Raw genomic sequence first — 24,503 nt, 5'->3', positions numbered from 1 at the left:
CTCTCCTAGTCGAAGGTGCGCTGCCGCGCGGCGTGGGTAGCGTAGCGGGCTTGAGCCTCTGCCAGCCGCGCGCCCTCGCCCGCCTGCGGCACGGCCACGTCCCACCAGTGACCGCCGACACCCGTCTCCGGTTCCGGATCGGTCTCGATGACGATCACGGTCGGCCGGTCGCGCCCGCGCGCGGCCACGATCTCGGCCTCGAGCGCGGGAATGCCGTCCGCCTTGACCGCACGGGCGCCCATCGCGGCGGCATGGCCCACGAAATCGATCTCGGGCTGGGCTTCGACGCGCGCATCCCGATACAGGTTGTTGAACGGAGCGCCGCCGCACGCCTGCTGCAGGCGGTTGATGCAGCCATAGCCGCGGTTGTCGGTCAGAACGACCGTGAAGGGCACGCGCCGCATGACCGCGGTCGCCAGTTCCGAGTTGGCCATCATGTAGCTGCCGTCGCCTGCAAAGCAGATGACCTCGCGGTCAGGCTCGGCCAGGGCGATCCCGAGGGCGCCGGCCACCTCGTAGCCCATGCAGCTGTAGCCGTATTCCATGTGATAGCCGCCGGGCGAGGCCCGCCAGAGCAGCTGCAGCGCGCCCGGCATCGTGCCCGCGGCGCCCATGACGACCGTCCGGGCGGTCGCGACCCGCTGCACCGCGCCGATGACCTGCGCGTCCGTGGGCAGCGCATTGTCGGAGGGCCGCGCCATCGCCGCCTCGGTGGCCGCAAACCAGTCCGCCCGCAGGGCCGCGTCGGGCTCGGGCCACTGCGCGTCCCCGAGCGCCTCCGTCAGGCGCGCCAGCGCGGCCTTCGCATCCGCGACGAGCGGCAGCGCCCCGTGCTTATGCGCATCGTAGGGATGGAGGTTGACCGACAGAAGGTCGGCCTCGGCGAAGATCGTCCGGCTGCCGGTGGTAAAATCCTGAAACCTTGTGCCCACGCCGAGGATGACGTCGGCCTCGGCACAGAGGCGGTTGCCGCACTCGGATCCCGTCACGCCGGGCGAGCCGAAGTTGAGCGGCTCCTGCCAGTCGAGGATGCCCTTGCCGGCCTGCGTCTCGACCACCGGGATCCGATGGCGCTGCGAGAAGGCCGCAAGCTCCGCCTCGGCGCCGGAATAGAGCACGCCGCCTCCGGCCACGATCACCGGCCGCCGCGCCCCGCGCAGCCGCACCGCCACCGCTTCGACCTCGACCGGATCGGGGTCGGGCCGCCGGATGCGCCAGACGCGCGGGGCGAAGAAGCGCGCGGGATAGTTGAAGGCCTCGGCCTGCACGTCCTGACAGAAGGCGAGGCAGACCGGGCCGCAGTTCGCCGGGTCCGTCATCACCTGCAGCGCCCGCTGCAGCGCCGTCAGCAGATGCTCGGGCCGCTGGATCCGGTCGAAGTAGCGCACCACCGGCCGGAAACAGTCGTTGCCCGACACCGTGCCGTCGTCGAAATCCTCGATCTGCTGGAGCACCGGGTCGGGGCGGCGGTTGGCGAAGACGTCGCCCAGAAGGAACAGCACGGGCAGCCGGTTGACATGGGCCAGCGCCGCGGCCGTGACCATGTTCGTGGCGCCCGGCCCGATCGAGGAGGTGACGGCCATCGCCTGCCGCCGCCGCTTCTGCTTGGCGAAGGCCACGGCGGCATGGGCCATGGTCTGTTCGTTCTGCCCGCGCCAGGTGGGCAGCGCGTCGCCGATCCCGTGCAGCGCCTCGCCCAGGCCCGCCACATTGCCGTGGCCGAAGATCGCCCAGACGCCCTCGATGAAGCGCCCGCCCTCCTCGGTCCGCTGCACCGAGAGCCAGCGCACCATCGCCTGCGCCGCCGTCAGCCGCAGCGTCCCGGCGTCGTCCTGGTCCGTGCCTGTCATGTCGCCTTCTCCTCCATGCCTGCACGCCTCGTCCCGGAGGGATCCACCCCGACGGGCCGGTCGCTCCGGATCCCGGCTTCGGAGAGGCCCGACCTCCGGATCATGACGGAGAAACCCCGTGGCGTCTCAATCCGGCTTGAGGCGAACCGCACGAGCTCCCCTTACGCATAGAGGGCCGGGCGGGCCGGCAGGGTGACGGGGAGGATGGCGCCGGGCCTCTCCTGCGCCTGCACGCAGACATCTGCGGTGATGGCTGCGGCATAGCCGTCCCAGGCGGAGGGACCGGCGGCGGTGCCCTGTGCCGCAGCCTTCAGGAAATCCTGCAATTCGACGTCGTAGCTGTCGATGAACCGGTCCTTCCAGTCCATGAGGATCGGCTGGCCGAACACCGCCCCGAGCCGCGTGGGGATCGCCGTGGGCTCCGGCAGGCGGGCCGTGCCCTCCTCGCCCACCACCTCGCACTGGATGTCGTAGCCGTAGCGGCAGTTGACGAAGATCTCCACGTCGATCCGCACGCCCTTCGCGGTCTCGAGAAGCACGATCTGCGGGTCGCGCAGCCCGGCGTGGGTGTGGCGGGTGGCGCGCGGGAAGATCACCTGCGCCGAGACGTACTCATCGTCGAGCAGCCAGCGCAGCACGTCGATCTCGTGGATCAGCGTGTCGTGGATCGCCATCGGCGTCCGGTAGCGCCCGGGCACGCTCGGATTGCGATGCGCGGCATGGATCATCAGCGGCGGGCCGAGCCGCGTGCGCACCGTCTCCTTCAGCGCGACATAGCCCCGGTCGTAGCGGCGCATGAAGCCCACCTGAACGAGGCGGCGGCCCATGGCCTCTTCGGCCTCGACGATGCGCCGCGCGCCATAGGCCTCGGTCGCGAGGGGTTTCTCGCAGAAGCAGGGTTTGCCCGCCGCGATGGCGGCCAGCACCTGCGTCTCGTGGGCCGTGCCCCAGGAGCAGACAAGGACGGCGTCGCTCGCCGCAATCACCTCCTCGGCCGACCCGAGGATCTGCGCCCCCGGGGCCACGCCCGCCACGCAGGCCTCGGCGCTGTCGCGGTTCACGTCCGTGACGGCCGTGACCTCGGCCCCGCTCAGCACCCGATTGATGCGGCGTGCATGGTCGGTGCCGATGGCTCCCGTGCCGATGATGCCAATGCGCAAGGTCATGTCTCTGCTCGCTCCTGCCATTGCCTGTCATGTCTCCCCGCCTCCCGGCGCGCGTGGCCCGGCTCAAGCCTTCCGGCGCAGGGTCCGCAGAAAGGCGCGCGCGTCGAACGGCTGCGGCGGCGGGCCGTAGATCGCCCGTTCGAGCGCGGCGCGCGCTGCAGGCCTGTCGAGCGCCTCCTCCTCGGTGGCCCGGCGGAGCGCGAGCAGGTCACCCGCCCGTGCCGCGCGCCAGATCTGCCAGCGGCGGAAGGGCGAGCGCCGCCGCGCGAGCCGTCCGAGCGCCGCGGCCGTCGGCCGGTGGCCGGCCACGAGCAGCGCCGTCCCCGCGCCGAGCCCCGCCAGACCGGCCGCCAGCCCTCCCCAGAGGCTCGCCGGCGTGATGGCGATGCCGGCCGACTGCGAGGCGGCGAAGCTTGCATAGCCGATGGGCAGCGCGGGGATCTCGGCCGCCTCCACCTTCCGCGTCACCGTGTTGAAATAAGGGATCGGCACGGCGGGCAGCACGCCGGGCTCGCCGGTCTCGGGGCGGAACTGCCAGCTCCAGATCACCCGCGCCACGGGGCCCTCCGGCGTCAGCTCCAGCGACCGCTCGACCGGGGCCGCGAAGGCGATGAGCCAGTTCTCCGAGACGACGGGCCGCGGCGGCAGCATTGCGGGCAGCGCCCCTACCCCCGTCACAGTCACGCGCCGCGTCACGGTCTCGCCGTCCCTGAGCCGGGCCGGATCGGTGCTGAGCTCGTCCTTCACCCTCAGCTCGGAGGCGGCGAAGCGCCAGCCGTGCGGGCTGTGGAAGGGCGGATCGTCGGGCATGGGCGCCACCGACAGGTCGAGCGGATGCGAGGTGATGGTCTCCGCCTTCCCGCCCGCGCCGACGAAGGTCAGCCGGTGCTCGGCGGGCCCGAAGCGCGACGAGCCGGAATGTTTGGGAAAGAGCGCGAGCCTGCGTTCGACCACCAGCCGCAGGCGGCCGTCGATGCGCTCCTCGTGCCAGTCGTCCTTGGCCAGCTGCACCCAGTCGAAACTGTCGCCGGGCCGGATCGTCATCTCCTCGAGCGTCACCTTGCGGTCGTAGATGCCGCGCACCGTCACCGGCACCATCTCGCCCGCCACCACGCTGTCGGCGCGGGGGAAGGCCAGGATCTCGAGCCGCCGCTCAGGGGTCTCGGCCCCGGCCGTCGTGGCCGCGAGAAGCACGAGAGCCGCCAGAGCCGCCAGAGCCGCACGGATCACCATGGATCGCCCTCCTCCGGCGGTGTGAAGCCCAGCGACAGCCGCCGGGTATATTCGTCCGAGAGCCTGAGCCGCAGGAACTCGCCCGGATCGTCGGGCAGCGTGGCAAGCCACGCATCGTCGGCGACCTGCCGCCCCGGCCCGAGCGGCGGCGAGTCGGCCGAGAACCGCTCGGTCGGCGGCCCGTCGGGCGGGACCACCACCTGAACGGCGATCCGGCCGGCCTCGTCGCCCTGCCCCACCACGGGATCGTAGAGCGCGGCCACCCTGTCCCGGTTCTCGCGCGCCTCGCTGTCGGCGGGATTGGCGAAGAGCACCGCGTCGAAATAGGCCTCGGCAAGCGGATAGTTTCCAAGCGCCGCGAGGCTCAGGCCGCGGTTGTAGGTGACGGCGCGACCCGCCTCGGCGAAGGCGGCATCGGCCTCGGCAAAGCGGCGCGCCTGATAGAGCGCAACGCCCCGGATCGCGGGCTCGGTCGCGAAGGTGGCCGCCAAGCCCGGCAGGCCTGCGAGGAGCGCGAGCTTGGCCCAGGCGGTGGGCCCTCCGAGGCCCACGGCGGCCAGCGCCGCAAGCGCAAGGAGCCTCCGGCGCATCAGCTTTTCTCCGAGAGCGGGCGGCGGAACAGCAACAGGGCCGGAAGCGCCGCGAGGAGGAGGAGCCAGCGACCGAGATCCTCGAAGAGCGCGGGCCCTTCGGCCGAGCGGGCGAGCGCGCGGGTGCGCGCCTGCCCGAGCCGTTCCAGCAGCGGGCGCGGCGTGCGGACCGGGGCCAGCGCCCCGCCACCCGCCCGGGCAAGCTCGGCCAGCGCATCGGCGGGAGGCTCGGGCATCCCCTCGGGCAGCCGGTCGCGCGGCAGCTCCAGCGCCCAGACCCGCGCGCCCGCCGCGCGCAGGCGACGCGCCTCTTCCCAGGCGCGCGGGCCGACGCCGCCTCCGTCGGAGATCACGATGAGGTCGGCGCCGGCGAGCCCGGGCCGGCCCTCGCCCGCAAAGAGCTCGCGTGCCACCGAGAGCGCGATGTCGGGCCGGCTTCCCTCCACGGGCATCGTCTCGGCGCCGAGCACCGCGACGAGGCTCTGGAGCGAGGCCGCGTCGCTGGTGGGCGCGCTCGCCACATAGGCGTCGGCGGCATAGAGCATGAGGCCCGTGGGCCGCCCCTTCGCCTCCTGCAGCACGAGCGCCGCCGCCGCCTGCGCATCGCCGAGCTGCGCCGTGCCAGCCACCGAAGGCGACATGTCGAGCACGAGGAGGATCGGATCCATCCGGTCGAAGGCGAGACTGTCGGGTCGGAGCCTTGCCGGCCCGGACAGACCGACGATGACGAGCGCCGCGACGGCGAAGGGCAGCAGTCCCGTCCAGCGCCCGCCCGCCGGGGCCACGAAGCCCAGCTCACGCATCCGCGCCAGAAGCGGCGGGGCCACGATCCGCTCCCACGCGCCGGCCGGACGGCGCCGCCAGACCCAGAGCGCCAGAAGCGCGAGCAGCGGCAGGGCCGCAAGCCAGAGCGGGCGGAGGAGGAGCCAGCTCATGCCGCGCGCCCTGCCCGACGGGGCCACGGCGCCAGCCCTGCCCGGCGGAGGCCGAGGACGAGAGCCGCCCCCAGCGCCAGAAGCGCGGGCCAGGGCCAGAGCGGCTCGGGCACCAGCACCGGCGGCCGTTCCGCAGGGTTCGGCTCCAGCCGGTCGAGGTCGGCCGCCATGGCGCGCAGATCCTCCATCCCCCGCACGCGGTAGCTCCGTCCCCCGCTCGCCTCGGCAATGGCGCGGAGCGTGGCCGTGTCCACCGCATCGCGGGCGGCCGGACGGGTCTCGAGATCGTCCGGACCGAGCGCGATCGTGTGGATGCGCACCCCGTGCCGCGCCGCGAGCCCTGCCACCTGCCGCGCGTCGATCTGGTGCGCATTGTCCTGCCCGTCCGACAGAAGCACGATCACCCGCGAGGCCGCACTGCTCTCGGTCACGCTCTTCAGCGCAAGCCCCAGCCCGTCGGCGATGGCGGTCGAGCGGCCGGTGATGCCGATCGAGGCCTCTTCGATGGCCCGCCCCACCGCCGCCAGATCGAAGGTCAGGGGCGCGGCCACGTAGGCGCGGTTCGCAAAGAGGACGAGGCCGATCCGGTCGCCCTGCCGCTCCTCGACGAAGCTGCGCGCCACCCGCTTGACCGCCTCGAGCCGCGTGCTCTGCACCCCGTCGATGTCGAAATCCTCGATCAGCATCGAGCCCGACATGTCGAGCGTCAGCACGATCTCGCGCCCCGAGGCGGAAAGATCCGGCACCGCCTTCAGCCGCTCGGGCCCTGCCAGCGCCAGCACCAGCGCGAGCCACAGGATCGCCCGCAGGGCCCCCTCCCACCGCTCGCTGCGGGCAAAGGCCGAGGTGGGGCGGGCCGCGGCGGCAAAGGCCTCGGGCAGGTAGAGCGCCCCCTCCTGCGCCGCATGGGGCGGAAGGAACCGGCGGACGAGGAACGGCAGCGGCAGGAGCAGCAGGAAGAAAGGGGCCGCGAGATCAAGCATGGCGTCCCCGGCGAGCGGCGGCGCGGACCGCGGGGGCAAGATCCGGCGGGGCCTCTCCGGCGCGGTAGAGATGGGCGCGGGACTCTTCGGGCAGCGGCGCGTCGAACCTCCGCAGGAGGCGCAGCTGGCCGAGCATCCGCTCGGCGGGCGGCAAGCCGGCGAGCCGGGCGAGTTCCGCCTCGAGATCGAAGCCCGTGCGGCGGACGAAGGCCGGGCGGACGAGCTCGAAGAGGAGGAGCGCGAGGAGAAGGCCCAGCCCGAAGGCCACCAGCGCCTCGGCCCAGCCGAAGGAGGCGAAGGACACGGGCAGGCGCGGGGGATGCAGGTCTCGGAGCGGATCGAAGGAGGTCATGGGCCGGCTCCGAGGGGCAGGTCCGCAGGCAACCGCTCGGCGGTGACTCCCAGCTCCGCCAACCGGTCGAGGGTCGCCGCGCGCGTGGCGGGCAGATCGGCGAAGCCGCCGCGCCCCGCCCTGCCCTCGGCCGTGAGGAAGGGCAGCGCCTGCCGCGGCGGATCGGTCTCGAACGGGTCCACCGCAAGAAGGAGCCGGAGCGGGCCCCGCCGCAGGACCGCGCCGAGCGCCGCCTCGAACTCCGGCCCCGGCCGGTCAAGCGCGGTCGCAAGGATGACCGTCGCGCCGCGCGGCGCGAGGCGGGCCGCGCGCAACAGATCGGGTCCGAGATCCCGCACCGGCTGGCGCACCGCCGCGAGCGCCGCGCGGTGGCCCCGCGCAAGGCAGCCCGCGGCCTGCGCCATGCCCGCCGTCCGGCCCGAGGCGCGCGAGGAATGGAGCCCGCCGTCCGTCAGCGCCACCGCGCCCGCCGAGCCCCCGCCGTTCACCGCCTGCCAGCCCGCCAGCGCCAGCGCCTCGGCCGCCGCAACCGAGCGGAAACGCCGCGTGCCCCACAGCATCGGGCGGCGAAAGTCGGCCACGAGCAGCACGGTCCGGTCGCGGTCCTCGTGGAAGCTGCGCACCTGAAGCGTGCCGGTGCGCGCGGTGGCGGCCGCGTCGAGGTGGCGAAGGTCGTCGCCCTCGGTGAAGGGCCGGATCTCGCGGATCTCGTGCCCCTGCCCGCGGGGCCTCGTGGCGGTCGATCCCGGCCGCCGCGCGGGCTCGGGCGGGCGACGCCCGCGTTGGGCCGCGAGCGGGGCCAGCGCCAGAAGCCCTGCCACCGTCACCTCATGGCCCTCGCCCGTCATCACCAGGGCCGGACATGGGGGAGGAGCCGCGCCACGATCCCGCGCGCGGAGATCCCTTCGGAGGTGGCGCGCCAGCTCGGCACCAGCCGGTGGGCCAGCGCATCGGGCGCCAGCGCCTCGACATCCTCGGGCAGCGCATGGTCGCGCCCGTGCAGAAGCGCCCGCGACCGGGCCGAGGCCGCAAGCGCCAGCGTTCCCCGCGGCGAGACCGCATGTTCGATGAGCCCCTCGAGCGGCGAGCCTTCGGTCTCCCGCGTGGCGATCACCAGCCGCACGATGAAATCCCTGAGCGCGGGCGCGAGATGGATGCCCGCGACCGCCGCGCGCGCCCGCCGAAGCTCGGCCAGTTCGAGCGGCCTGCCCGCGGGCAGGGCCGCCTCCCGCGCCTCGCCCTCGACCAGATCGAGGATCGCGCGCTCGGCCTCGGCCCCCGGCATTGCCAGATCCACATGGAGCAGGAACCGGTCGAGCTGCGCCTCGGGCAAGGGAAAGGTGCCCTCGTGCTCGATCGGATTCTGGGTCGCGACCACCATGAACGGGTCCGGCAGGGGCCGCGTGACGCCGCCCGCCGTGACCTGCCCCTCGGCCATGGCCTCGAGCAGGGCCGACTGCACCTTGGGCGGCGCGCGGTTGATCTCGTCGACCAGCACGAGGGAATGGAAGATCGGCCCCGGCACGAAGTCGAAGCTCTCGCTCTGGCGGCGGAAGACCTGCGTGCCGGTGAGGTCCGAGGGCATCAGATCGGGCGTGCACTGGATGCGGGCGAAGCTGCCGTCGAGCCCCTGCGCGAGCCGCTTGACGGCGCGGGTCTTGGCGAGCCCCGGCGCGCCCTCGATCAGCACATGCCCCCCGGTCAGCAGCGCGGTCATCAGCCGCTCGACGAGGATCTCGTGGCCGATCAGCCCCGCCCGGATCCGCTCGGCCAGATGCGCGATGGCCCGGCCGTCGGGGTGGGTGTCCATGACGTTCACGAGTCTCCTCCCAGATCCGCGTGGCGTTCCCGAACTCTGTCAGAGGCGCGCGGCCGTGGCCACCGCCTTGGCCTCCACCTTAGGTAGGGGCATCCCGCGGTCCGGATCGGTGGGGCACCGCCCCTTGTTCGGCGCCCGCCGCGCCCTAAGTCGCGCTCGGGCGCTGCGGTGCGCCGCAGAGGCCGGGCCTTTGGCCGGCCAGTTTCGGAGACCCCATGACCGCCATCGTCTCCGTCCGCGATCTGGTGAAGACCTACGACACCGGCTTCCGGGCGCTGAAATCCGTCAGCCTCGACATTCGCGAGGGCGAGATCCTCGCGCTCCTCGGCCCGAACGGCGCCGGCAAGACCACGCTCATCTCGACGATCTGCGGCATCGTGCGCCCGACTTCGGGCCAGGTCACGGTGGGCGGCCACGACATCGCCTCCGACTGGCGCGCGGCGCGGGCGATGATCGGCCTCGTGCCGCAGGAGATCGCGCTCGAGCCCTTCGAGAAGGTGTTCCGCAGCGTGAGCTACGCCCGCGGGCTCTATGGCAAGCCGCCGGACCCCGCCCATGTCGAGCGGGTGCTGCGTCAGCTCTCGCTCTGGGACAAGAAGGACAGCGCGATCCAGCCGCTCTCGGGCGGAATGAAGCGGCGGGTGCTGATCGCCAAGGCGCTGGCGCACGAGCCGCGGGTGCTCTTTCTCGACGAGCCCACGGCGGGCGTCGATGTGGAGCTGCGCAAGGACATGTGGGCCGTGGTCGAGGATCTGCGGGCAGAGGGCGTGACCATCATCCTGACCACCCATTACATCGAGGAGGCCGAGGCCATCGCCGACCGCGTGGGGATCATCACGGGGGGCGAGATCCTTCTCGTAGAGGACAAGGCGAGCCTGATGGCGCGGATGGGCCGCAAGGAGCTGAAGGTGGATCTGGCGCAGCCCATCGCGGCGGTGCCCGAGGCGCTGGCGGGGCGCGGGCTCACGCTCGGGCCCGGCGGCCTGAGCCTCGTCTACAGCTACGATGCCACGCAGGAGCGGACGGGCATCGTCACGCTCCTGACCGAGATGCGCGCGGCGGGCCTGCCCATCGCCGACATCGCCACGCGGCAGAGCAGCCTCGAGGACATCTTCGTGGATCTGGTGAGGGCGGGACGATGAACCTTCAGGCTGTCCGGGTGATCTTCGCCAAGGAGATGGCGCGCTTCTTCCGCACCATCCTCGAGTCGCTGGCCTCGCCCGTCATCTCGACCTCGCTTTATTTCGTCGTCTTCGGCGCGGCCATCGGCAGCCGGATCGAGACGGTGGGCGGCGTGAGCTACGGCGCCTTCATCGTGCCGGGCCTCATCATGCTGACGGTGGTCACGCAGTCGGTGGCCAATGCCTCCTTCGCGATCCATTTCCCGAAATTCATCGGCACGATGCAGGAGCTGCTGGCGGCCCCTATCGGCTTCACCGAGATCGTGACGGGCTTCGTGGGGGCGGCGGCGGTCAAGTCGATCCTGATCGGGCTCGTGATCCTCGCCACGGCCTTCCTCTTCGTCGATCTGCCCATCGCCCATCCGGTGGCGATGCTGGCGCTTCTGGCGCTGACCAGCCTCAGCTTCTCGCTCTTCGGCTTCATCATCGGGATCTGGGCCAAGGATTTCCAGCAGTTGCAGCTCATCCCGCTGCTCGTGCTGACGCCGCTGATCTTCCTCGGCGGCAGCTTCTACAGCATCGAGATGCTGCCGGGGCCCTGGCAGACGGTCGCGCTGTTCAATCCGGTGGTCTATCTGATGTCGGTCTTCCGCTGGTCCTTCTTCGACACGGCCGATGTGCCGGTGGCGGTGAGCCTCGTGGCGATCTTCGCCTTCACCGCGCTCTGCCTCGGTGCGATCTGGTGGATCTTCCGCTCGGGCTGGCGCATCCGGCCCTGAGCGCGGGACAGGCGTCGGTTGCGCTTGACCCGGCCTCTGCACGGGCCAGTTGATAGGGTCTAGGAAAGGAGATGCCCATGGTCCGCACGCTCGCCCTGTTCCTCGCCTCGGCCCTGCCCGCCTTCGCGCAACAGGCCAGCGACACGCTGGCCCCCGAGGCGCCCACCGCGCCCGCGGCCTTCGGCAGCCTCTCGCCCGCAGCCGCCGCGGCGATGGAGACGCGCGACTCGGGACGGCCCGTCGAGGCGGAGGACTGGATGGTGGTGGCTGCGAACCCGCTCGCCGTCGAGGCCGGAGCCGAGATCCTGCGCAGCGGCGGCAGCGCGGCCGATGCCATGGTCGCCGTCCAGACCGTGCTGGGGCTGGTCGAGCCGCAATCCTCGGGGCTCGGCGGCGGCGCCTTCCTCGTCTGGTTCGATGCGGCGACCGGCGCCGTCACCACGCTCGATGCGCGCGAGACCGCGCCGCGGGCCGCGACCCCCCGGCTCTTCCAGACGCCCGAGGGCGAGCCGCTGGAATTCCTCGACGCGGTGGTGGGCGGCCGGTCCGTGGGCACCCCCGGCACGCCGCTTCTGCTCGAGGAGGCGCACCGGCGCTGGGGCAGGTCCGGCTGGTCCGACCTCTTCGATCCGGCCATCCGTCTGGCCGAGGAGGGCTTTGCGGTCTCGCCGCGTCTCGCGGGGCTCGTGGCCGAGGATCCCGAGGGGCTCTCGCGCTTTCCCGCCACCGCCGCCTATTTCCTGCCCGAGGGCCAGCCGCTGAAGGCCGGAGCCCTCCTGAAGAACCCCGACTATGCCGAGACCCTTCGCCGTCTGGCGGCCGAAGGCGCGGATGCGTTCTACCGCGGCCCCATCGCCGAGGAGATCGTGGCCACCGTCCGCGGCGCCGAGGGCAATCCGGGCGTGCTCGCGCTCGAGGATCTGGCCGCCTACCGCGTGGTGGAGCGTCCGCCCGTCTGCGCCGACTACCGCGGCGCCGAGATCTGCGGCATGGGTCCGCCCTCGTCGGGAGCGCTGACCGTGGGGCTGATCCTCGGCGCGCTCGAGCCCTACGATCTGGCCGCCCTCGGGCCCGAGAATGCCGAAAGCTGGCGCCTGATCGGCGATGCGACCCGCCTCGCCTTCGCCGACCGCGGCCGATACATGGCCGACAGAGATTTCGTGCCGGTGCCCGTCGAGGGGCTGCTCGATCCCGCCTATCTCGCCGCCCGGGCCGAGCTTCTGCGCGGAGACGATGCGTTGCCCGAGGTGGCGGCCGGCACGCCCGAATGGGATCACGCGGGGCTCCTCGCCCCCGACGAGAGCCTCGAATTGCCCTCGACCTCGCATATCTCCATCGTGGATGCGGCGGGCAACGTGCTCTCGATGACGACGACCATCGAGAACGGCTTCGGCTCGCGGCTGATGACGAACGGGTTCCTCCTGAACAACGAACTCACCGACTTCTCCTTCCGCACCCATGCGGAGGGCTGGCCCATCGCGAACCGGGTGGAGCCCGGCAAGCGCCCGCGCTCGTCGATGGCGCCCACCATCGTACTCCGCGACGGCAAGCCCGTGCTGGCGGTGGGCAGCCCCGGCGGCTCCACGATCATCGGCTATGTGGCACAGGCGCTGATCGCCCATCTCGACTGGGGCATGGATGTGCAGCAGGCGGTGGCCATGCCGCATCTCGTGAACACTTTCGGCCCGTTCCAGATCGAGGCCGGCACCCGCGCCGAAGCGCTGAGCCAGCCGCTCGCCGATCTGGGTTATGACGTGAAGCCGGTGGACCTGACCTCCGGCCTCCATGCGATCTCGCTGGGCGAGAGGTTGCAGGGCGGCGCCGATCCCCGCCGCGAGGGAATCGCGCTGGGCGAGTGACCCGCCCGCCCGCGAAACGTGATCCTGCAAAAGCCGAGGCCGGGCGGATGCCGCCCGGCCCTTCGTCAAAAGCCCTCAGGCCGCGCGATGCAGCCGGTCGCGCCAGCCCGGATAGAACTTGTCGGCATCCGCCGGGAAGCTCTCGAAGGCACGGGCGAGCTCGCGATGCTCGCGGGCATAGGTCACGAGATCCACCCCCGCCATCCAGGCTTCGTGCGACTGGCGCAGCGACTTCGCCCCCGCCGTGCCGCCGTCGAGATGGCCGAAGGCGCCGCCGCCCGAGGTCTGGATCACGTTGGAATGGCCGAGATTGTCGAAGAAGCCCGGCAGCCGCAGCGCGTTCATGCCGCCCGAGATGATGGGCGTCGTGGCCTTCAGCCCCAGCCAGTCCTGACGGTAGAAGGGCCCCTCGGCCGCCTCGTCGGTCAGCATGTAGGCCATGATCTTGTCGGCCGCCTCGCCCTCCATCTTGCCATAGCCCATGGTGCCGGTGTGGATGCCCGAGGCCCCCTGCAGGCGCGCCATCTTCGAGAGCACGAAGGCCGTATAGCCCCGCATCGACTGCGGCGAGGTGACGGCGCCGTGCCCCGCCCGGTGATAATGCAGGAACTGGCGCGGGAACTGGCGCCGCGCGGTGGTGATGGCCGCGGGGCCCGTCACATAGCCGTCGACGAGGAAGGCCACATGGTCGGCATTCTCGCCGAAGGTCTCGAGGATGTATTCCCCGCGCGCCACCATCTCGTAATGGTCGTCCGCGGTGATGTTGGCCGAGAAGAGCTTGGCCTCGCCGGTCTCGTCCTGCGCGCGCTTCATCGCATCGGCCACGAGGCGGATGGTCTCCTTCAGCGGCGCGAAGGTCTGGTTGCCCTGCGGCTCGTCGTTCTTGATGAAGTCGCCGCCCAGCCAGAACTCGTGGCAGGCATCCGCGAAGGGTTTCGGCCGCAGCCCGAGCTTCGGCTTGATGATCGTGCCCACCACCATGCCGCCGTTGCGCACATCGCGCCCCAGCACGCGCCACATGTCGGCGATGTTCATCGAGGGGCCGTCGAACAGGCGCAGATAGCAGGGCGGCACATAGAAATCGTGCATCTTGGCATATTCGACGTCGCCCATGCCCTGGTTGTTGCCGATCGTCAGCGTCAGGAACGAGCAGAGCATCGCCCGCCCGTCGATGATGTTGCGGTCGAAGAGCTCGACCGGATAGGCGATCTTCATGATCTCCTTCTCCGGGTCGATCTCATAGACGAGCGCATCGACGCCGCGGGTGAAATCGTCGGTGGTCGAGACCTCGACGTTGGTGCCGGTGGAGCTTTCGGCCGCGAAATGCGCCGCCGTCTCCAGATAGCCGTAGCCCGCCTTGGGCTTCATGACATAGGCGCAGAGAACGTGACGGCCGCCGGCGATCAGATCGGCTTCCTGCAGATCAAGCCGGGCGTAGCGGTTGGACTGGTCCATGATCGTATCCTTTCACACGAGGCTTTTCAGGCGGTCTTGGGCGCAAGCGCGCCGCTGGCATAGCGTTTGGCCATATCGTCCATCGGGATGATCCTGATCTTCCCGGCCTGGCCTGCGGTGCCGAAGGCTTCGAGCCGCTGCTTGCAGAGGTCGCGCATCGCATCCATCGCGGGCTTGAGGAACTTGCGCGGGTCGAATTCGGAAGGCGTCTGCTGCGCGATGCGGCGGAACTGCCCGGTCATCGCCATGCGGCAGTCGGTGTCGATATTGACCTTGCGCACGCCCATCTTGATGCCGCGCACGATCTCCTCGACCGGCACGCCGAAGGTCTGCGGCATGGCGCCGCCGAACGCGTTGATGATGTCCTGCAGCTCCTGCGGCACCGACGAGGATCCGTGCATCACGAGATGGGTGTCGGGCAGCTTCTTGTGGATCGCCTCGATCACCGACATGGCGAGGATCTCGCCGTCGGGCTTGCGGCTGAACTTGTAGGCGCCGTGCGAGGTGCCGCAGGCGATGGCCAGCGCATCGACCTGGGTCTTCTTCACGAAATCCACCGCCTGATCGGGGTCGGTCAGCAGCTGGCTGTGATCGAGCTTGCCTTCCGCGCCATGCCCGTCCTCGGCCTCGCTCTCGCCGGTCTCGAGGCTGCCCAGAACGCCCAGCTCACCCTCGACCGAGGCGCCCACCCAATGCGCCATGTGGCTCACGCGGGCGGTGATATCGACATTGTAGTCATAATCGGCAGGCGTCTTGGCATCGGCCTTCAGTGAGCCGTCCATCATCACCGAGGTGAAGCCGTGCCGGATCGCGGTCATGCAGGTGGCCTCGTTGTTGCCGTGGTCCTGATGCATGCAGAGCGGGATCTCGGGATAGATCGCGGCCAGCGCCTCGATCATCTTGGCCAGCATGATGTCGTTGGCGTAGCTGCGCGCGCCGCGGCTGGCCTGGATGATGACGGGCGCATCGCAGGCCCGCGCCGCCTCCATGATCGCGAGACCCTGCTCCATGTTGTTGATGTTGAAGGCGGGAACGCCGTAGCCCTGTTCGGCCGCGTGATCGAGAAGCTGGCGAAGCGTGATGAGTGCCATGGGTGAAGTCCTTGCCTGTCGGCCCTTTCATTCTGGCCGAAATATCCCGGGGGGTCCGGGGGGCAGCGCCCCCCGGCTTGGTCAGAGAAGCCGGCCCATCGCCACGGCGGTGTCGGCCATCCGGTTCGAGAAGCCCCATTCGTTGTCGTACCAGCTGAGGATGCGGACCATGCGGCCCTCCATCACCTTGGTCTGGTCCATGTGGAACACCGACGAATGCGGGTCGTGGTTGAAGTCGGACGAGACGTTGGGCTCGGTCGTGAAGCCCAGCACGCCCTTCAACGGTCCGCAGGCGGCGGCCTCGATGGCCGCATTCACCTCCTCCACCGTCGTGTCGCGGGCGGCCTCGAACACCAGATCCACCACCGAGACATTGGGCGTGGGCACCCGGATCGACACGCCGTCGAGCCGGCCCTTGAGCTCGGGCAGCACGAGGCCCACCGCCTTCGCCGCTCCCGTCGAGGTGGGGATCATGCTCAGCGCCGCGGCGCGGGCGCGGTAGAGATCCTTGTGCATCGTGTCGAGCGTGGGCTGGTCGCCCGTATAGCTGTGGATCGTGGTCATGAAGCCCTTGGCGATGCCGATCGCATCGTGAAGCACCTTGGCCACCGGCGAGAGGCAGTTGGTGGTGCAGGAGGCATTCGAGACCACGAGGTCGTCCGCGGTGAGCGTCGCATGGTTCACCCCATAGACGATGGTCCGGTCGGCCCCGTCGCAGGGCGCCGAGACGAGCACCCGCTTCGCCCCGTTCTGCAGATGGGCCGCGGCCTTCTCCTTGGTGGTGAAGATGCCCGTGCATTCCATCGCCATGTCGACACCCGCCCAGGGCAGCTCCGCCGGATTGCGGATCGCCGTCACCTTGATCGGGCCGCGGCCCACATCGATCCAGTCGTCTCCGCTGGTGACCTTGGCCGGGAAGCGGCCGTGCACGCTGTCGAAGCGCAGAAGATGCGCGTTGGTCTCGACCTGACCCAGATCGTTGATCGCGACCACCTCGATATCGGTGCGCCCCGACTCCACGATGGCCCGCAGCACGTTGCGGCCGATACGGCCGAAGCCGTTGATGGCAACCCTGATTGTCATCCTTCTTCCCTCAGATCCGTTCTTTTGCCGATTTGACAATGGCTTCAGCGGTGATGTTGAAATGTTGATAGAGTGCGGGCGCGGGCGCCGAAGCGCCGAAGCCCGTCATGCCCACGAACCCGTCCTGCGGTCCGAGGAAGAGATCCCACCCCTGCCGCAGCGCCGCCTCGCATCCCACACGCGGGGCCCGTCCCAGAACCGTCGCCCGGTAGTCCGCCGGCTGCGCGGCGAAGAGCTCGAAGCAGGGCGCCGAGACCACGGCGGCGGCGATGCCTTCCGCGGCCAGAAGATCCGCCGCGGCCAGCGCCAGCTCCAGCTCCGAGCCGGTCGCGATCAGCGTCACCTGTCGCTCGCCCGGATCCCGCAGGAGATAGGCGCCGCGCGCGGTCAGGTTCTCGTCCCGATGTTCGGTCCGCACCGTGGGCAGGTTCTGGCGCGACAGCACCAGAAGCGTGGGCGTGGATGTCGCCGTCATGGCGATCTCCCAGGCCTCGGCGGTCTCGACCGCATCCGCAGGCCGGATCACCGCAAGGTTCGGGATCGCCCGCAGGCTCGCCAGATGCTCGACCGGCTGGTGCGTGGGCCCATCCTCGCCGAGCCCGATGGAATCGTGCGTCATGACATAGGTCACCGGCACGCCCATCAGCGCCGAGAGCCGGATCGAGGGCCGGCAATAGTCGGCGAAGGCCATGAAGGTGCCGCCGTAGGGGCGCAGGCCGCCATGCAGCGCGATCCCGTTCATCGCGGCGGCCATGCCGTGCTCGCGGATGCCGTAATGGATATAGCTGCCCGCGAAGGCGCCCGGCGCGACCGAGACCATGCCCTTCGAGCGGGTCAGGTTCGAGCCCGTCAGGTCGGCCGAGCCGCCGACCGCGAAGGGCAGCGCCTCGTTGACCACACCCAGCGCCATTTCCGAGGCCTTGCGGGTCGCGACCTTGGGCGCCTCGGCCGAGAGCCGCGCCTTGTAGGCCGCGATGGCCGGCGGCAGCGCCGAGGTGTCGGCCGCCTCCGCCGTCTCGAAGGCGGCGCGGAGGGGGCTCGCCTGAAGGCGTGTTTCCCAGGCCGCGCGGGCGTCGGCGCCGCGGGCGGCGATCCGGCCCCAGGCCTCGTAGAGATCCGCGGGGATCTCGAAGGGCGGATGGTCCCAGCCGAGCCGCTCGCGCGCCGCCGCGATCTCGGCCGCGCCCAGCGGCGCGCCATGGACATCGTGGCCGCCCTGCTTGTTCGGCGCGCCGTAGCCGATCACCGTGCGGCAGGCGATCATCGAGGGCCGGGGGTCGCGCCGTGCGGCCTCGATGGCGGCGGCGATCTCCTCGGGCGCATGACCGTCGCAGGCCAGCACATGCCAGCCCGAGGCGGCGAACCGCGCCTTCTGGTCGGTCGAGGTCGAGATGCCCGTGTCGCCGTCGATGGTGATGCGGTTGTCGTCCCACAGCACGATCAGCCGGCCGAGGCCCAGATGACCCGCCATGTCGATGGCCTCGTGCGAGATGCCCTCCATCAGGCAGCCGTCACCCGCGATGACATAGGTGAAATGGTCCACCAGATCATCGCCATAGCGCGCGTTCTTCATGCGCTCGGCCAGCGCCATGCCCACCGCGGTCGCGATCCCCTGACCGAGCGGCCCGGTCGTGACCTCGATCCCCTCGGCATGGCCGTATTCCGGGTGGCCCGCCGTCCGCGCGCCGAGCTGGCGGAAGGACCGGATCTGATCCATGTCCATATCGGCATAGCCCAGCAGATGATGGATGGCATAGAGCAGCATCGAGCCATGCCCCGCCGACAGCACGAACCGGTCGCGGTCGGGCCATTTGGGCGCCGAAGGATCGACCGTGAGAAAGCGGTTGAAGAGGACGGTCGCCACGTCCGCCATCCCCATCGGCATCCCGGGATGGCCCGACTTGGCCTTCTCCACCGCATCCATCGCGAGGGCCCGGATGGCGTTCGCCATCCGCGTCTCCTGCGCGGCTCCAATGTCCTTCATGGCTCTCATCCTTCGCTGTGCGTCCCGGTTGCCGGGCCGCGGCTCGATCCGCGGCCCCCTCTCCGTCTGTCTGTCGCGCCTCAGGCCCGCGCGCGGCGCGCCTCGCGCACCATCCGCTCGATGAGCGGCGTCAGGATCAGCTGCATCGCCAGATCCTGCTTGTTGCCCGGCACCACGATGGAATTCGCCCGGCTCATCCACGAGCCCGCGATCATCGAGGTGAGATAGGGGAAGTCGATCCCGCGCGGGTTCTTGAACCGGATCACGATCAGGCTCTCGTCCGGCGTGGGGATCCAGCGCGCGATGAACGGGTTCGAGGTGTCCACCACCGGCACGCGCTGGAAGTTGATGTCCGTCTCGGAGAATTGCGGGACGATACAGTGGACGTAGGCATACATCCGGCGCAGGATCACGTCGGTGACGGCTTCGGTCGTATAGCCGCGCTGCGCCCGGTCGCGGTGGATCTTCTGGATCCATTCAAGGTTGATGACCGGCACCACGCCGAGCTTCAGATCGGCATGGCGGACGAGGTTCACCTCGTCATTGACCACGCAGCCGTGCAGCCCCTCGTAGAAAAGCAGGTCGCTGTTGTCCTCGAACGGCGCCCATTGGGTGAAATTGCCGGGGGCCACGCCCGTCCGGGCGGCTTCGGCATCGTCATGGACATAGGTGCGGGTGCGGCCGCGCCCCGTCTCGCCATATTCGCGGAAGACGCGCTCCAGCTCCTTCAGTTCGTTCGCCTCGTAGGAGAAATGCGAGAAGGTCGCATCGCCCGCCGCATAGCGCCGCTCGAGTTCGGCCTTCATGTCGGCCCGGTTGAAGCGGTGGAAGGCGTCGCCCTCGATCGAGACGGACTTGACCCCCTCGCGGCGGAAGATCTGCTCGAACGTGTTCTTGACCGTCGAGGTGCCCGCGCCGGACGAGCCGACCACGGAAATGATGGGATATTTCTTCGACACTCTTTAACTCCGGAACAGGCCCCGGCTGCCGAAGAGAGCGGACGTCTCTTCGCAGGCCAGATCGTGATAGGCGGCGACGCGGGCGACCTTGCTCGCGCAGCCGAAGACGAAGGGGGTGCGGGCGTGCAGCCGGTCGGGCAGCGCGGTCAGGATGTCGGCGCAGCCGTCGGTGGCGCCCCCCCCGACATTCGCGATCAGGAAGGCGATGGGCGCGCATTCGTAGACATGGCGCAGCCGGCCCCGCTCGTAGCCCTTGCGCTCGTCGCCGGGATAGAGAAACACCCCGCCCCGCATCAGGATGCGGTGCGTCTCGGCCACCAGCGAGGCGATCCAGCGCATGTTGAAGTTCTTGCCGCGCGGCCCCTCGGCCCCGGCGACCAGATCGTCGACGAAGGCGCGGATCGGCTGCGGCCAGTGGCGGTAGTTCGAGGCGTTGATCGCAAACTCGGACGTCTCGGCCGGCAGCGGGCGGATGTCGGGCATCCGCCGGAAGATGCCCGCATCGAGGTCGAGCACCCAGTGCTGCACGCCCTGCCCGAAGCTGCAGACCAGCGCGCATTGCGGCCCGTAGATGATGTAGCCGCCGGCAATCTGCTCGGTGCCCGGGCGCAGGAAGCTGGCCTCGGGGCCAGCCGCCGCCGGGAAGATCGAGAAGATCGTCCCGATCGACACGTTCACATCGATGTTGGACGAGCCGTCCAGCGGGTCGATGGCGAGCGCGAGGCTTCCCTCGCCCAGCGTCACCACTTCGTCCTGCTCCTCGGAGGCGTAATAAGCCACCGCAGAGCCTTCGAGCGCCGCGCGGAACGCGTCGTCCGCGATCACGTCGAGCGCCTTCTGCCCGTCTCCTCCGGCATTGGTGCCGACGCCCGCGCCCAGATCGCGCTCGAGCCCGTTGCGCGAGATGATGCGGGCGATGCCTGCCCCCACGCGCGCCAGACGCTGCATCACGTCCGCCACATCGGGGCTCAGCCCCAGGTCCTCCAGCTCGATGGCCATGGCTCCTCCTGCCTCTGTCGCGGCGGACGTTGCGTCAGGATCCGGTTCATGAATATTTGAAAATAGCCAAGATGCCTTCTAAAAATTTTAATCTCTCGGCCAGGAGAGGGCCATGTTCTGCACTCCGCGCGTCGAACAGTGGGGCGCCGGCATTGGTCGAGACCGTCCGCTCACCCCGCTCCGAGGATGGCGGCACAACATTCTTGCGTCCCGCCAATCGGTTAAGAACTTTTCCGTAGCGACGACTCCGATCCGGAGCCATTCGGAGTTTGGCGCAGGGCCGGTCCCCCGCCTCCGACTTCATTCGGAGAACGTCCGGGATGAAAGACGCTTTGCCGCAGGGGACACGAGGCCAAGGGGCAGCGTGGAGGGCTTGCAGCGACCCCAAGGCAGGGAAGATCCGCCTGGCGGAGACCGACTCTCCCGGCAGCCCGTCGGGCCGAAACAGGTCGGGAAGGTCCTCGCCGAAAAGATCATGGCCCTGAGCGGGTTCCAGGGGGCCCGGCCGTCCATGCGGCTCGGAGGCGGGGCCTCTGCCGTTCCTGCTCGGCAGAGGCCCCGCGCTCCTTGCCGGGGGGAGGTGTTGCAGCCCTGCCCAAGCCTGACGCTTTCGTGAGACCTCTGTTTGTCGCGGAACGAGAGATATATCCTCTTCGCATGATCCGCTTCCGACTCCTCGAGTTCTGCCTTGCGGCCTTGCTCGCCCTTGCCTTCGTGGCGGGGCCGGCTCTGCGCTCGGCCCCCTCGGCGACGCCTGCGGACACGGACCATCATGTCGCGCAGATGGAGCCCTCGACAGGGCCCTGCGCGGAAATGACCGGCAAGAACCTGAAGGATTGCGCCGCCGCCTGTGCCACCATGCCGGTGGTCCTGCCTGCGGCCCTTCAGCTTCTCGCGCACCGCCGCGACAGCCTGCACCACGCCGGCTGGAGCGAGCGTCTCGCCGGGCGGCGGCCCCCGCCCGAGCACAGGCCACCCAGAGGGTCGTCCCGCGTCTGAACCGGCGGGCTCCGCGCCTGCCTGTCTGAAGACATCCGCCCTTGTCGGCGGACCGTTGGGATTGAACCGATGCCCACCCTCTTCCACAGCGGCCCCCGTGCCGCCCTTTGCCCTGCCTTGCCACCGCACGGGGTGTCCTCCGGCTTGAGGAGGCGCAGATGAAGCGCCTTCTCCTCGCCGCCCCGCTTGCAGCCATCCCGGCGCTCTGGCTGCTTCTGCCGGACGCGGCCCCGACCGGACCCGATGCCGACACCATCGCGCTCGGCCGGCAGGTCTATGCGGCGAACTGCGCCTCCTGCCATGGCGCAGAGCTCGAGGGGCAGCCCGACTGGGGCGAGCCTCTGCCCAACGGCCGCTATCCGGCCCCGCCCCACGATGCCTCGGGGCACACCTGGCACCATCCGGATGCGCAACTGCTCGCGATCGTCCGGCAGGGCACCGCAGCCCTCGTCGGCAATGGCTACGAGAGCGACATGCCGGGTTTTGCCGACCTCCTGACCGACGCGGAAATCCGGGCCGTGCTGGACTATATCAAGAGCACCTGGCCCGAGCGCGCCGCCGATTACCAGCGGCAGGTCTCGGGCAGCTGACGCGTCCGCGACACCGTCCGGAGCCGCAGGAGCGGCCCCGGCCCGATCCTCAACCGGCCGCTGCGGCGCGCCGATGCCGACATGGGATGAAAGAGATGAAACTTCTGACGATGACTCTGGTCGCCGCCCTCGGGGCCGGCGCTGCACAGGCGGACGGCTCGCACGGGCACGCGCAGGGGGCAATGGGTAAGCCCGAGGGCGGCCTGTCCGCCATGGATCACATGCACGACGCGAAAGCGGCGATGCCCCTCGGCGCGCCGGCCTCTGCTGCGGCAGAGGCGCGCGCCGTGACGGTGACGATGCGCGAGACGGAGGATGGCCGCATGATCTTCGAGCCGGCGAACCTGTCCTTCGCCGCGGGCGAGACGGTGCGCCTCGTGATCCGCAACGCGGGCGAGCAGGAGCACGAGTTCGTCATGGACACGTCGGGCGAGATAGAGGAGCACAAGGCCATGATGGCCGAGATGCCCGACATGAGGCATCGGGAGGCCAACGCGCTCCGGCTGACCTCGGGCGAGAGCGGCGAGATCCTCTGGACCTTCGGCGATCCGGGCCGCTACGAATTCGCCTGCCTCATTCCCGGCCATTACGAGGGGGGGATGCACGGGCCGCTCACGGTTCACTGACAGCGAGGCTCCCTCGGGTCGGGGGAGCCCGCGCACCTGCAGGATGGGCGGGCGCTGCGCGCCGCGTCGGGCCGTTCCCGCGTCCGGCGTGGCGCTTCCGGGTCCGACCCCTGCGCCCGGGTCCTCTGTCGGAGCCTCCGGCGGGGATATTTCTGCCAGAATGAAAGCGCAGGAGAGCGCTCTAGCGGAGAGTTTCGAGGGCCGCCCGCAGATCCGGCGGCAGCGGCGCGGGCCTGCGGGTCGCTCGATCCACATAGACATGGACGAAGAACCCTTCCGCTGAGGCCAGCTCGGCCTCGTTGCGGAAGAGCCCGAGTTCGTAGCGCACGGAGGAGGTGCCGAGATGCGCGACCCTGAGCCCCGCCGCGATCCGGTCGGGATAGGCCATCTCGGAATGGTAGCGGCATCCGGTTTCGGCCACGAGGCCGATCCGGGCCCGCGCGGGGCCGATGAGCCCCGCCTCGATCAGCCAGCCGTTCACAGTCGCATCGAACAGGGCATAATGAACGACATTGTTCAAATGGCCGTAGGCATCATTGTCCATCCAGCGCGTGCTGTGCTCGCGGAAGATCCGGTAATCGGCCCGGCCTCCCGGTGCGGGACGGGCCGCCATGTCTCAGATCAGCCCCTCGGCCCGGGCCCAGTCCGCCGTCCGGTCGAGCGCACGGCCCATCCGTTCGAGGATGCGGCCCACGTCGGCCTCGGTCACGATCAGCGGCGGGCAGAGCGCCAGCGTGTCGCCGAGCGCCCGGCAGAGGAGACCTTCTTCGGCCGCGAAGGCCGCGGCGCGCGCCCCCACCTTGCCCAAGGGCTCGAAGCTGCGCTTCGTGGCCCGGTCGGCCACCATCTCGATCGCGGCGATGAGCCCCGTGCCCCGCACCTCGCCCACCAGCGGATTGTCCCGGAACGCGCGCAGCCCGTCCTGGAACGGGCGCTCGAGACGGGCCGCATTGCCCATCAGGTCGCGCTCCTCGATGACGGTCAGGTTCTCGAGCCCCACCGCCGTGGCGACCGGATGGCCCGAACCGGTGAAGCCGTGGCCGAGCGTGCCCAGCGTCTCCGTATGGTCGGCGATGGTCTGATAGACCTTGTCGGTCATCAGCACCGCCGCGAGCGGCATATAGGAGGAGGTGAGCTGCTTCGAGGTCACGAGGATGTCGGGCGTGAAGCCGAACTTCTCGCATCCCCAGCGCGCGCCGGTCCGGCCGAAGCCGTTGATGACCTCGTCCGAGACGAGAAGGATGTCGTATTTCCGGCAGAGCGCCTCGATCCCCGACCAGTAGCCGTCCGGCGGCACGATCACCCCGCCCGCGCCCATGACCGGCTCGCCGATGAAGGCGGCGACGGTCTCGGGCCCCTCGGCGAGGATCGTCTCCTCGGCCTCGCGCAGGAGGCGGGCGCAGAACTCGGCCTCGCTCTCGCCCTCGGCGCCGAAGCGCCAGTGGTGCGGGCAGCCCAGATGCACGACCGGGATGGCGGGCAGATCGAAGCCCTTGTGGTTGACGGGCAGCCCCGTGAGCGACCCCGAGGCGATGGTGATGCCGTGATAGCCCTTGATCCGCGACAGGAACTTCTTCTTCTGCGGCCGGCCGAGGGCGTTGTTCATGAACCAGACGAGCTTGACCACCGTGTCGTTGGCCTCGGAGCCCGAGTTGGTGAAGAACACCCGCGTCAGCGCCTCGGGCGTCATCTCGACCAGCTTCTCGGCCAGCCGGATCTGCGGCTCGTGCGCCTTGCCGGCGAAGGTGTGATAATAGGGCAGCTCGGCCATCTGCCGCGCGGCAGCCTCGGCCAGACGCGGCTCGGAGAAGCCCACGGCCACCGACCAGAGCCCTGCCAGACCCTCGATATATTCCCGCCCCTCGCTGTCATAGACATGCACGCCCTGACCGCGCGTGATGATGAGGGGTCCGTTCCGTTCGTGTGCGCGGGCGTTGGTATAGGGGTGCAGCGAATGGGCTATGTCTGCGGCGGCGAGCGAGTTCGAGAGGCTGTTCATCATAAGGCCATGCGAGGGTTGCATCTTTGCA

23 protein-coding genes are annotated in these 24,503 nt (G+C 70.2%); 6 read left to right on the top strand and 17 right to left on the bottom strand.

What is annotated here, in order from left to right; genetic code table 11:
* Nucleotides 1-5: 5 nt before the first annotated feature.
* From iolD to RSP_RS17000, 9 genes are all read right to left on the bottom strand, one after another.
* A complete protein-coding gene (gene iolD, locus RSP_RS17040) occupies nt 6-1,850 on the bottom strand; it encodes a 3D-(3,5/4)-trihydroxycyclohexane-1,2-dione acylhydrolase (decyclizing) (RefSeq protein ID WP_011339181.1) in 1,845 nt (614 codons plus the stop codon).
* A gap of 161 nt (nt 1,851-2,011) precedes the next feature.
* The gene (locus RSP_RS17035) at nt 2,012-3,016 is read right to left on the bottom strand and encodes a Gfo/Idh/MocA family protein (RefSeq protein ID WP_017140345.1); all 1,005 of its coding nucleotides are present in this window, start codon (nt 3,014-3,016) and stop codon (nt 2,012-2,014) included.
* 63 nt (nt 3,017-3,079) lie between these two features.
* A complete protein-coding gene (locus RSP_RS17030) occupies nt 3,080-4,249 on the bottom strand; it encodes a BatD family protein (protein WP_011339179.1) in 1,170 nt (389 codons plus the stop codon).
* Nucleotides 4,243-4,839: a hypothetical protein gene (locus tag RSP_RS17025; protein ID WP_011339178.1), complete on the bottom strand. Its 597-nt coding sequence runs from the start codon at nt 4,837-4,839 to the stop codon at nt 4,243-4,245. Before RSP_RS17025 ends, RSP_RS17030 begins: the two co-directional genes overlap by 7 nt.
* On the bottom strand, nt 4,839-5,774 hold the full coding sequence (locus RSP_RS17020) for a VWA domain-containing protein (RefSeq protein WP_011339177.1): 936 nt from the start codon (nt 5,772-5,774) through the stop codon (nt 4,839-4,841). The genes RSP_RS17025 and RSP_RS17020 overlap by 1 nt, the downstream gene beginning before the upstream one ends.
* Entirely contained in the window at nt 5,771-6,757 is a 987-nt protein-coding gene (locus tag RSP_RS17015) for a VWA domain-containing protein (protein WP_011339176.1), read from the bottom strand. The genes RSP_RS17020 and RSP_RS17015 overlap by 4 nt, the downstream gene beginning before the upstream one ends.
* Nucleotides 6,750-7,109, bottom strand: a complete 360-nt coding sequence (locus tag RSP_RS17010) for a hypothetical protein (protein ID WP_011339175.1) — start codon at nt 7,107-7,109, stop codon at nt 6,750-6,752. Before RSP_RS17010 ends, RSP_RS17015 begins: the two co-directional genes overlap by 8 nt.
* On the bottom strand, nt 7,106-7,957 hold the full coding sequence (locus RSP_RS17005) for a DUF58 domain-containing protein (protein WP_011339174.1): 852 nt from the start codon (nt 7,955-7,957) through the stop codon (nt 7,106-7,108). Before RSP_RS17005 ends, RSP_RS17010 begins: the two co-directional genes overlap by 4 nt.
* Complete coding sequence (locus RSP_RS17000; RefSeq protein WP_011339173.1) at nt 7,957-8,928, bottom strand: AAA family ATPase; 972 nt, start codon at nt 8,926-8,928, stop codon at nt 7,957-7,959. The genes RSP_RS17005 and RSP_RS17000 overlap by 1 nt, the downstream gene beginning before the upstream one ends.
* A gap of 215 nt (nt 8,929-9,143) precedes the next feature.
* Between RSP_RS17000 and RSP_RS16995 the strand changes: the two genes are divergently transcribed.
* From RSP_RS16995 to ggt, 3 genes are all read left to right on the top strand, one after another.
* Nucleotides 9,144-10,070, top strand: a complete 927-nt coding sequence (locus RSP_RS16995; protein ID WP_011339172.1) for an ABC transporter ATP-binding protein — start codon at nt 9,144-9,146, stop codon at nt 10,068-10,070.
* Nucleotides 10,067-10,828, top strand: a complete 762-nt coding sequence (locus tag RSP_RS16990; RefSeq protein ID WP_002723917.1) for an ABC transporter permease — start codon at nt 10,067-10,069, stop codon at nt 10,826-10,828. The genes RSP_RS16995 and RSP_RS16990 overlap by 4 nt, the downstream gene beginning before the upstream one ends.
* Nucleotides 10,829-10,905: 77 nt before the next feature.
* Complete coding sequence (gene ggt / locus RSP_RS16985) at nt 10,906-12,687, top strand: gamma-glutamyltransferase (protein ID WP_017140342.1); 1,782 nt, start codon at nt 10,906-10,908, stop codon at nt 12,685-12,687.
* A 75-nt stretch (nt 12,688-12,762) separates the two neighbouring features.
* On the opposite strand, the gene RSP_RS16980 is transcribed toward ggt, so the two are convergent.
* From RSP_RS16980 to RSP_RS16955, 6 genes are all read right to left on the bottom strand, one after another.
* Complete coding sequence (locus RSP_RS16980; RefSeq protein ID WP_011339170.1) at nt 12,763-14,142, bottom strand: ribulose-bisphosphate carboxylase; 1,380 nt, start codon at nt 14,140-14,142, stop codon at nt 12,763-12,765.
* Between the two features lie 26 nt (nt 14,143-14,168).
* Entirely contained in the window at nt 14,169-15,233 is a 1,065-nt protein-coding gene (gene fba / locus RSP_RS16975; protein ID WP_011339169.1) for a class II fructose-bisphosphate aldolase, read from the bottom strand.
* 81 nt (nt 15,234-15,314) lie between these two features.
* On the bottom strand, nt 15,315-16,316 hold the full coding sequence (gene gap / locus RSP_RS16970) for a type I glyceraldehyde-3-phosphate dehydrogenase (protein WP_011339168.1): 1,002 nt from the start codon (nt 16,314-16,316) through the stop codon (nt 15,315-15,317).
* Between the two features lie 10 nt (nt 16,317-16,326).
* Nucleotides 16,327-18,300: a transketolase gene (gene tkt / locus RSP_RS16965; RefSeq protein WP_011339167.1), complete on the bottom strand. Its 1,974-nt coding sequence runs from the start codon at nt 18,298-18,300 to the stop codon at nt 16,327-16,329.
* Nucleotides 18,301-18,380: 80 nt separating this feature from the next.
* Nucleotides 18,381-19,259 carry a phosphoribulokinase gene (locus RSP_RS16960; RefSeq protein WP_002723905.1) on the bottom strand — a complete coding sequence of 293 codons (879 nt, stop codon included), beginning with the start codon at nt 19,257-19,259 and terminating at the stop codon, nt 18,381-18,383.
* 3 nt (nt 19,260-19,262) lie between these two features.
* Entirely contained in the window at nt 19,263-20,258 is a 996-nt protein-coding gene (locus RSP_RS16955) for a class 1 fructose-bisphosphatase (protein WP_011339166.1), read from the bottom strand.
* A gap of 657 nt (nt 20,259-20,915) precedes the next feature.
* On the opposite strand from RSP_RS16955, the gene RSP_RS16950 reads away from it, so the two are divergent.
* The 3 genes from RSP_RS16950 (at nt 20,916) to RSP_RS16940 (ending at nt 22,473) form a co-directional block, all read left to right on the top strand.
* A complete protein-coding gene (locus tag RSP_RS16950) occupies nt 20,916-21,257 on the top strand; it encodes a hypothetical protein (protein ID WP_172825290.1) in 342 nt (113 codons plus the stop codon).
* Between the two features lie 158 nt (nt 21,258-21,415).
* A complete protein-coding gene (locus RSP_RS16945; RefSeq protein ID WP_011339163.1) occupies nt 21,416-21,847 on the top strand; it encodes a c-type cytochrome in 432 nt (143 codons plus the stop codon).
* A gap of 95 nt (nt 21,848-21,942) precedes the next feature.
* Nucleotides 21,943-22,473 carry a cupredoxin domain-containing protein gene (locus RSP_RS16940; RefSeq protein ID WP_011339162.1) on the top strand — a complete coding sequence of 177 codons (531 nt, stop codon included), beginning with the start codon at nt 21,943-21,945 and terminating at the stop codon, nt 22,471-22,473.
* Between the two features lie 181 nt (nt 22,474-22,654).
* On the opposite strand, the gene RSP_RS16935 is transcribed toward RSP_RS16940, so the two are convergent.
* Together RSP_RS16935 and RSP_RS16930 are read right to left on the bottom strand one after the other, a co-directional pair.
* Nucleotides 22,655-23,086, bottom strand: a complete 432-nt coding sequence (locus RSP_RS16935) for an acyl-CoA thioesterase (protein ID WP_009561457.1) — start codon at nt 23,084-23,086, stop codon at nt 22,655-22,657.
* Nucleotides 23,087-23,089: 3 nt separating this feature from the next.
* Nucleotides 23,090-24,475, bottom strand: coding sequence for an aspartate aminotransferase family protein (locus RSP_RS16930; RefSeq protein ID WP_017140341.1), 1,386 nt, complete (start codon nt 24,473-24,475; stop codon nt 23,090-23,092).
* Nucleotides 24,476-24,503: the final 28 nt, after the last annotated feature.

The sequence above is a fragment of the Cereibacter sphaeroides 2.4.1 genome, from assembly GCF_000012905.2.
GTDB classification, from domain to species: Bacteria; Pseudomonadota; Alphaproteobacteria; order Rhodobacterales; family Rhodobacteraceae; genus Cereibacter_A; species Cereibacter_A sphaeroides.
Note: the sequence above shows the minus strand (reverse complement) of the source record. Positions and strands in the feature narration are given on the sequence as shown.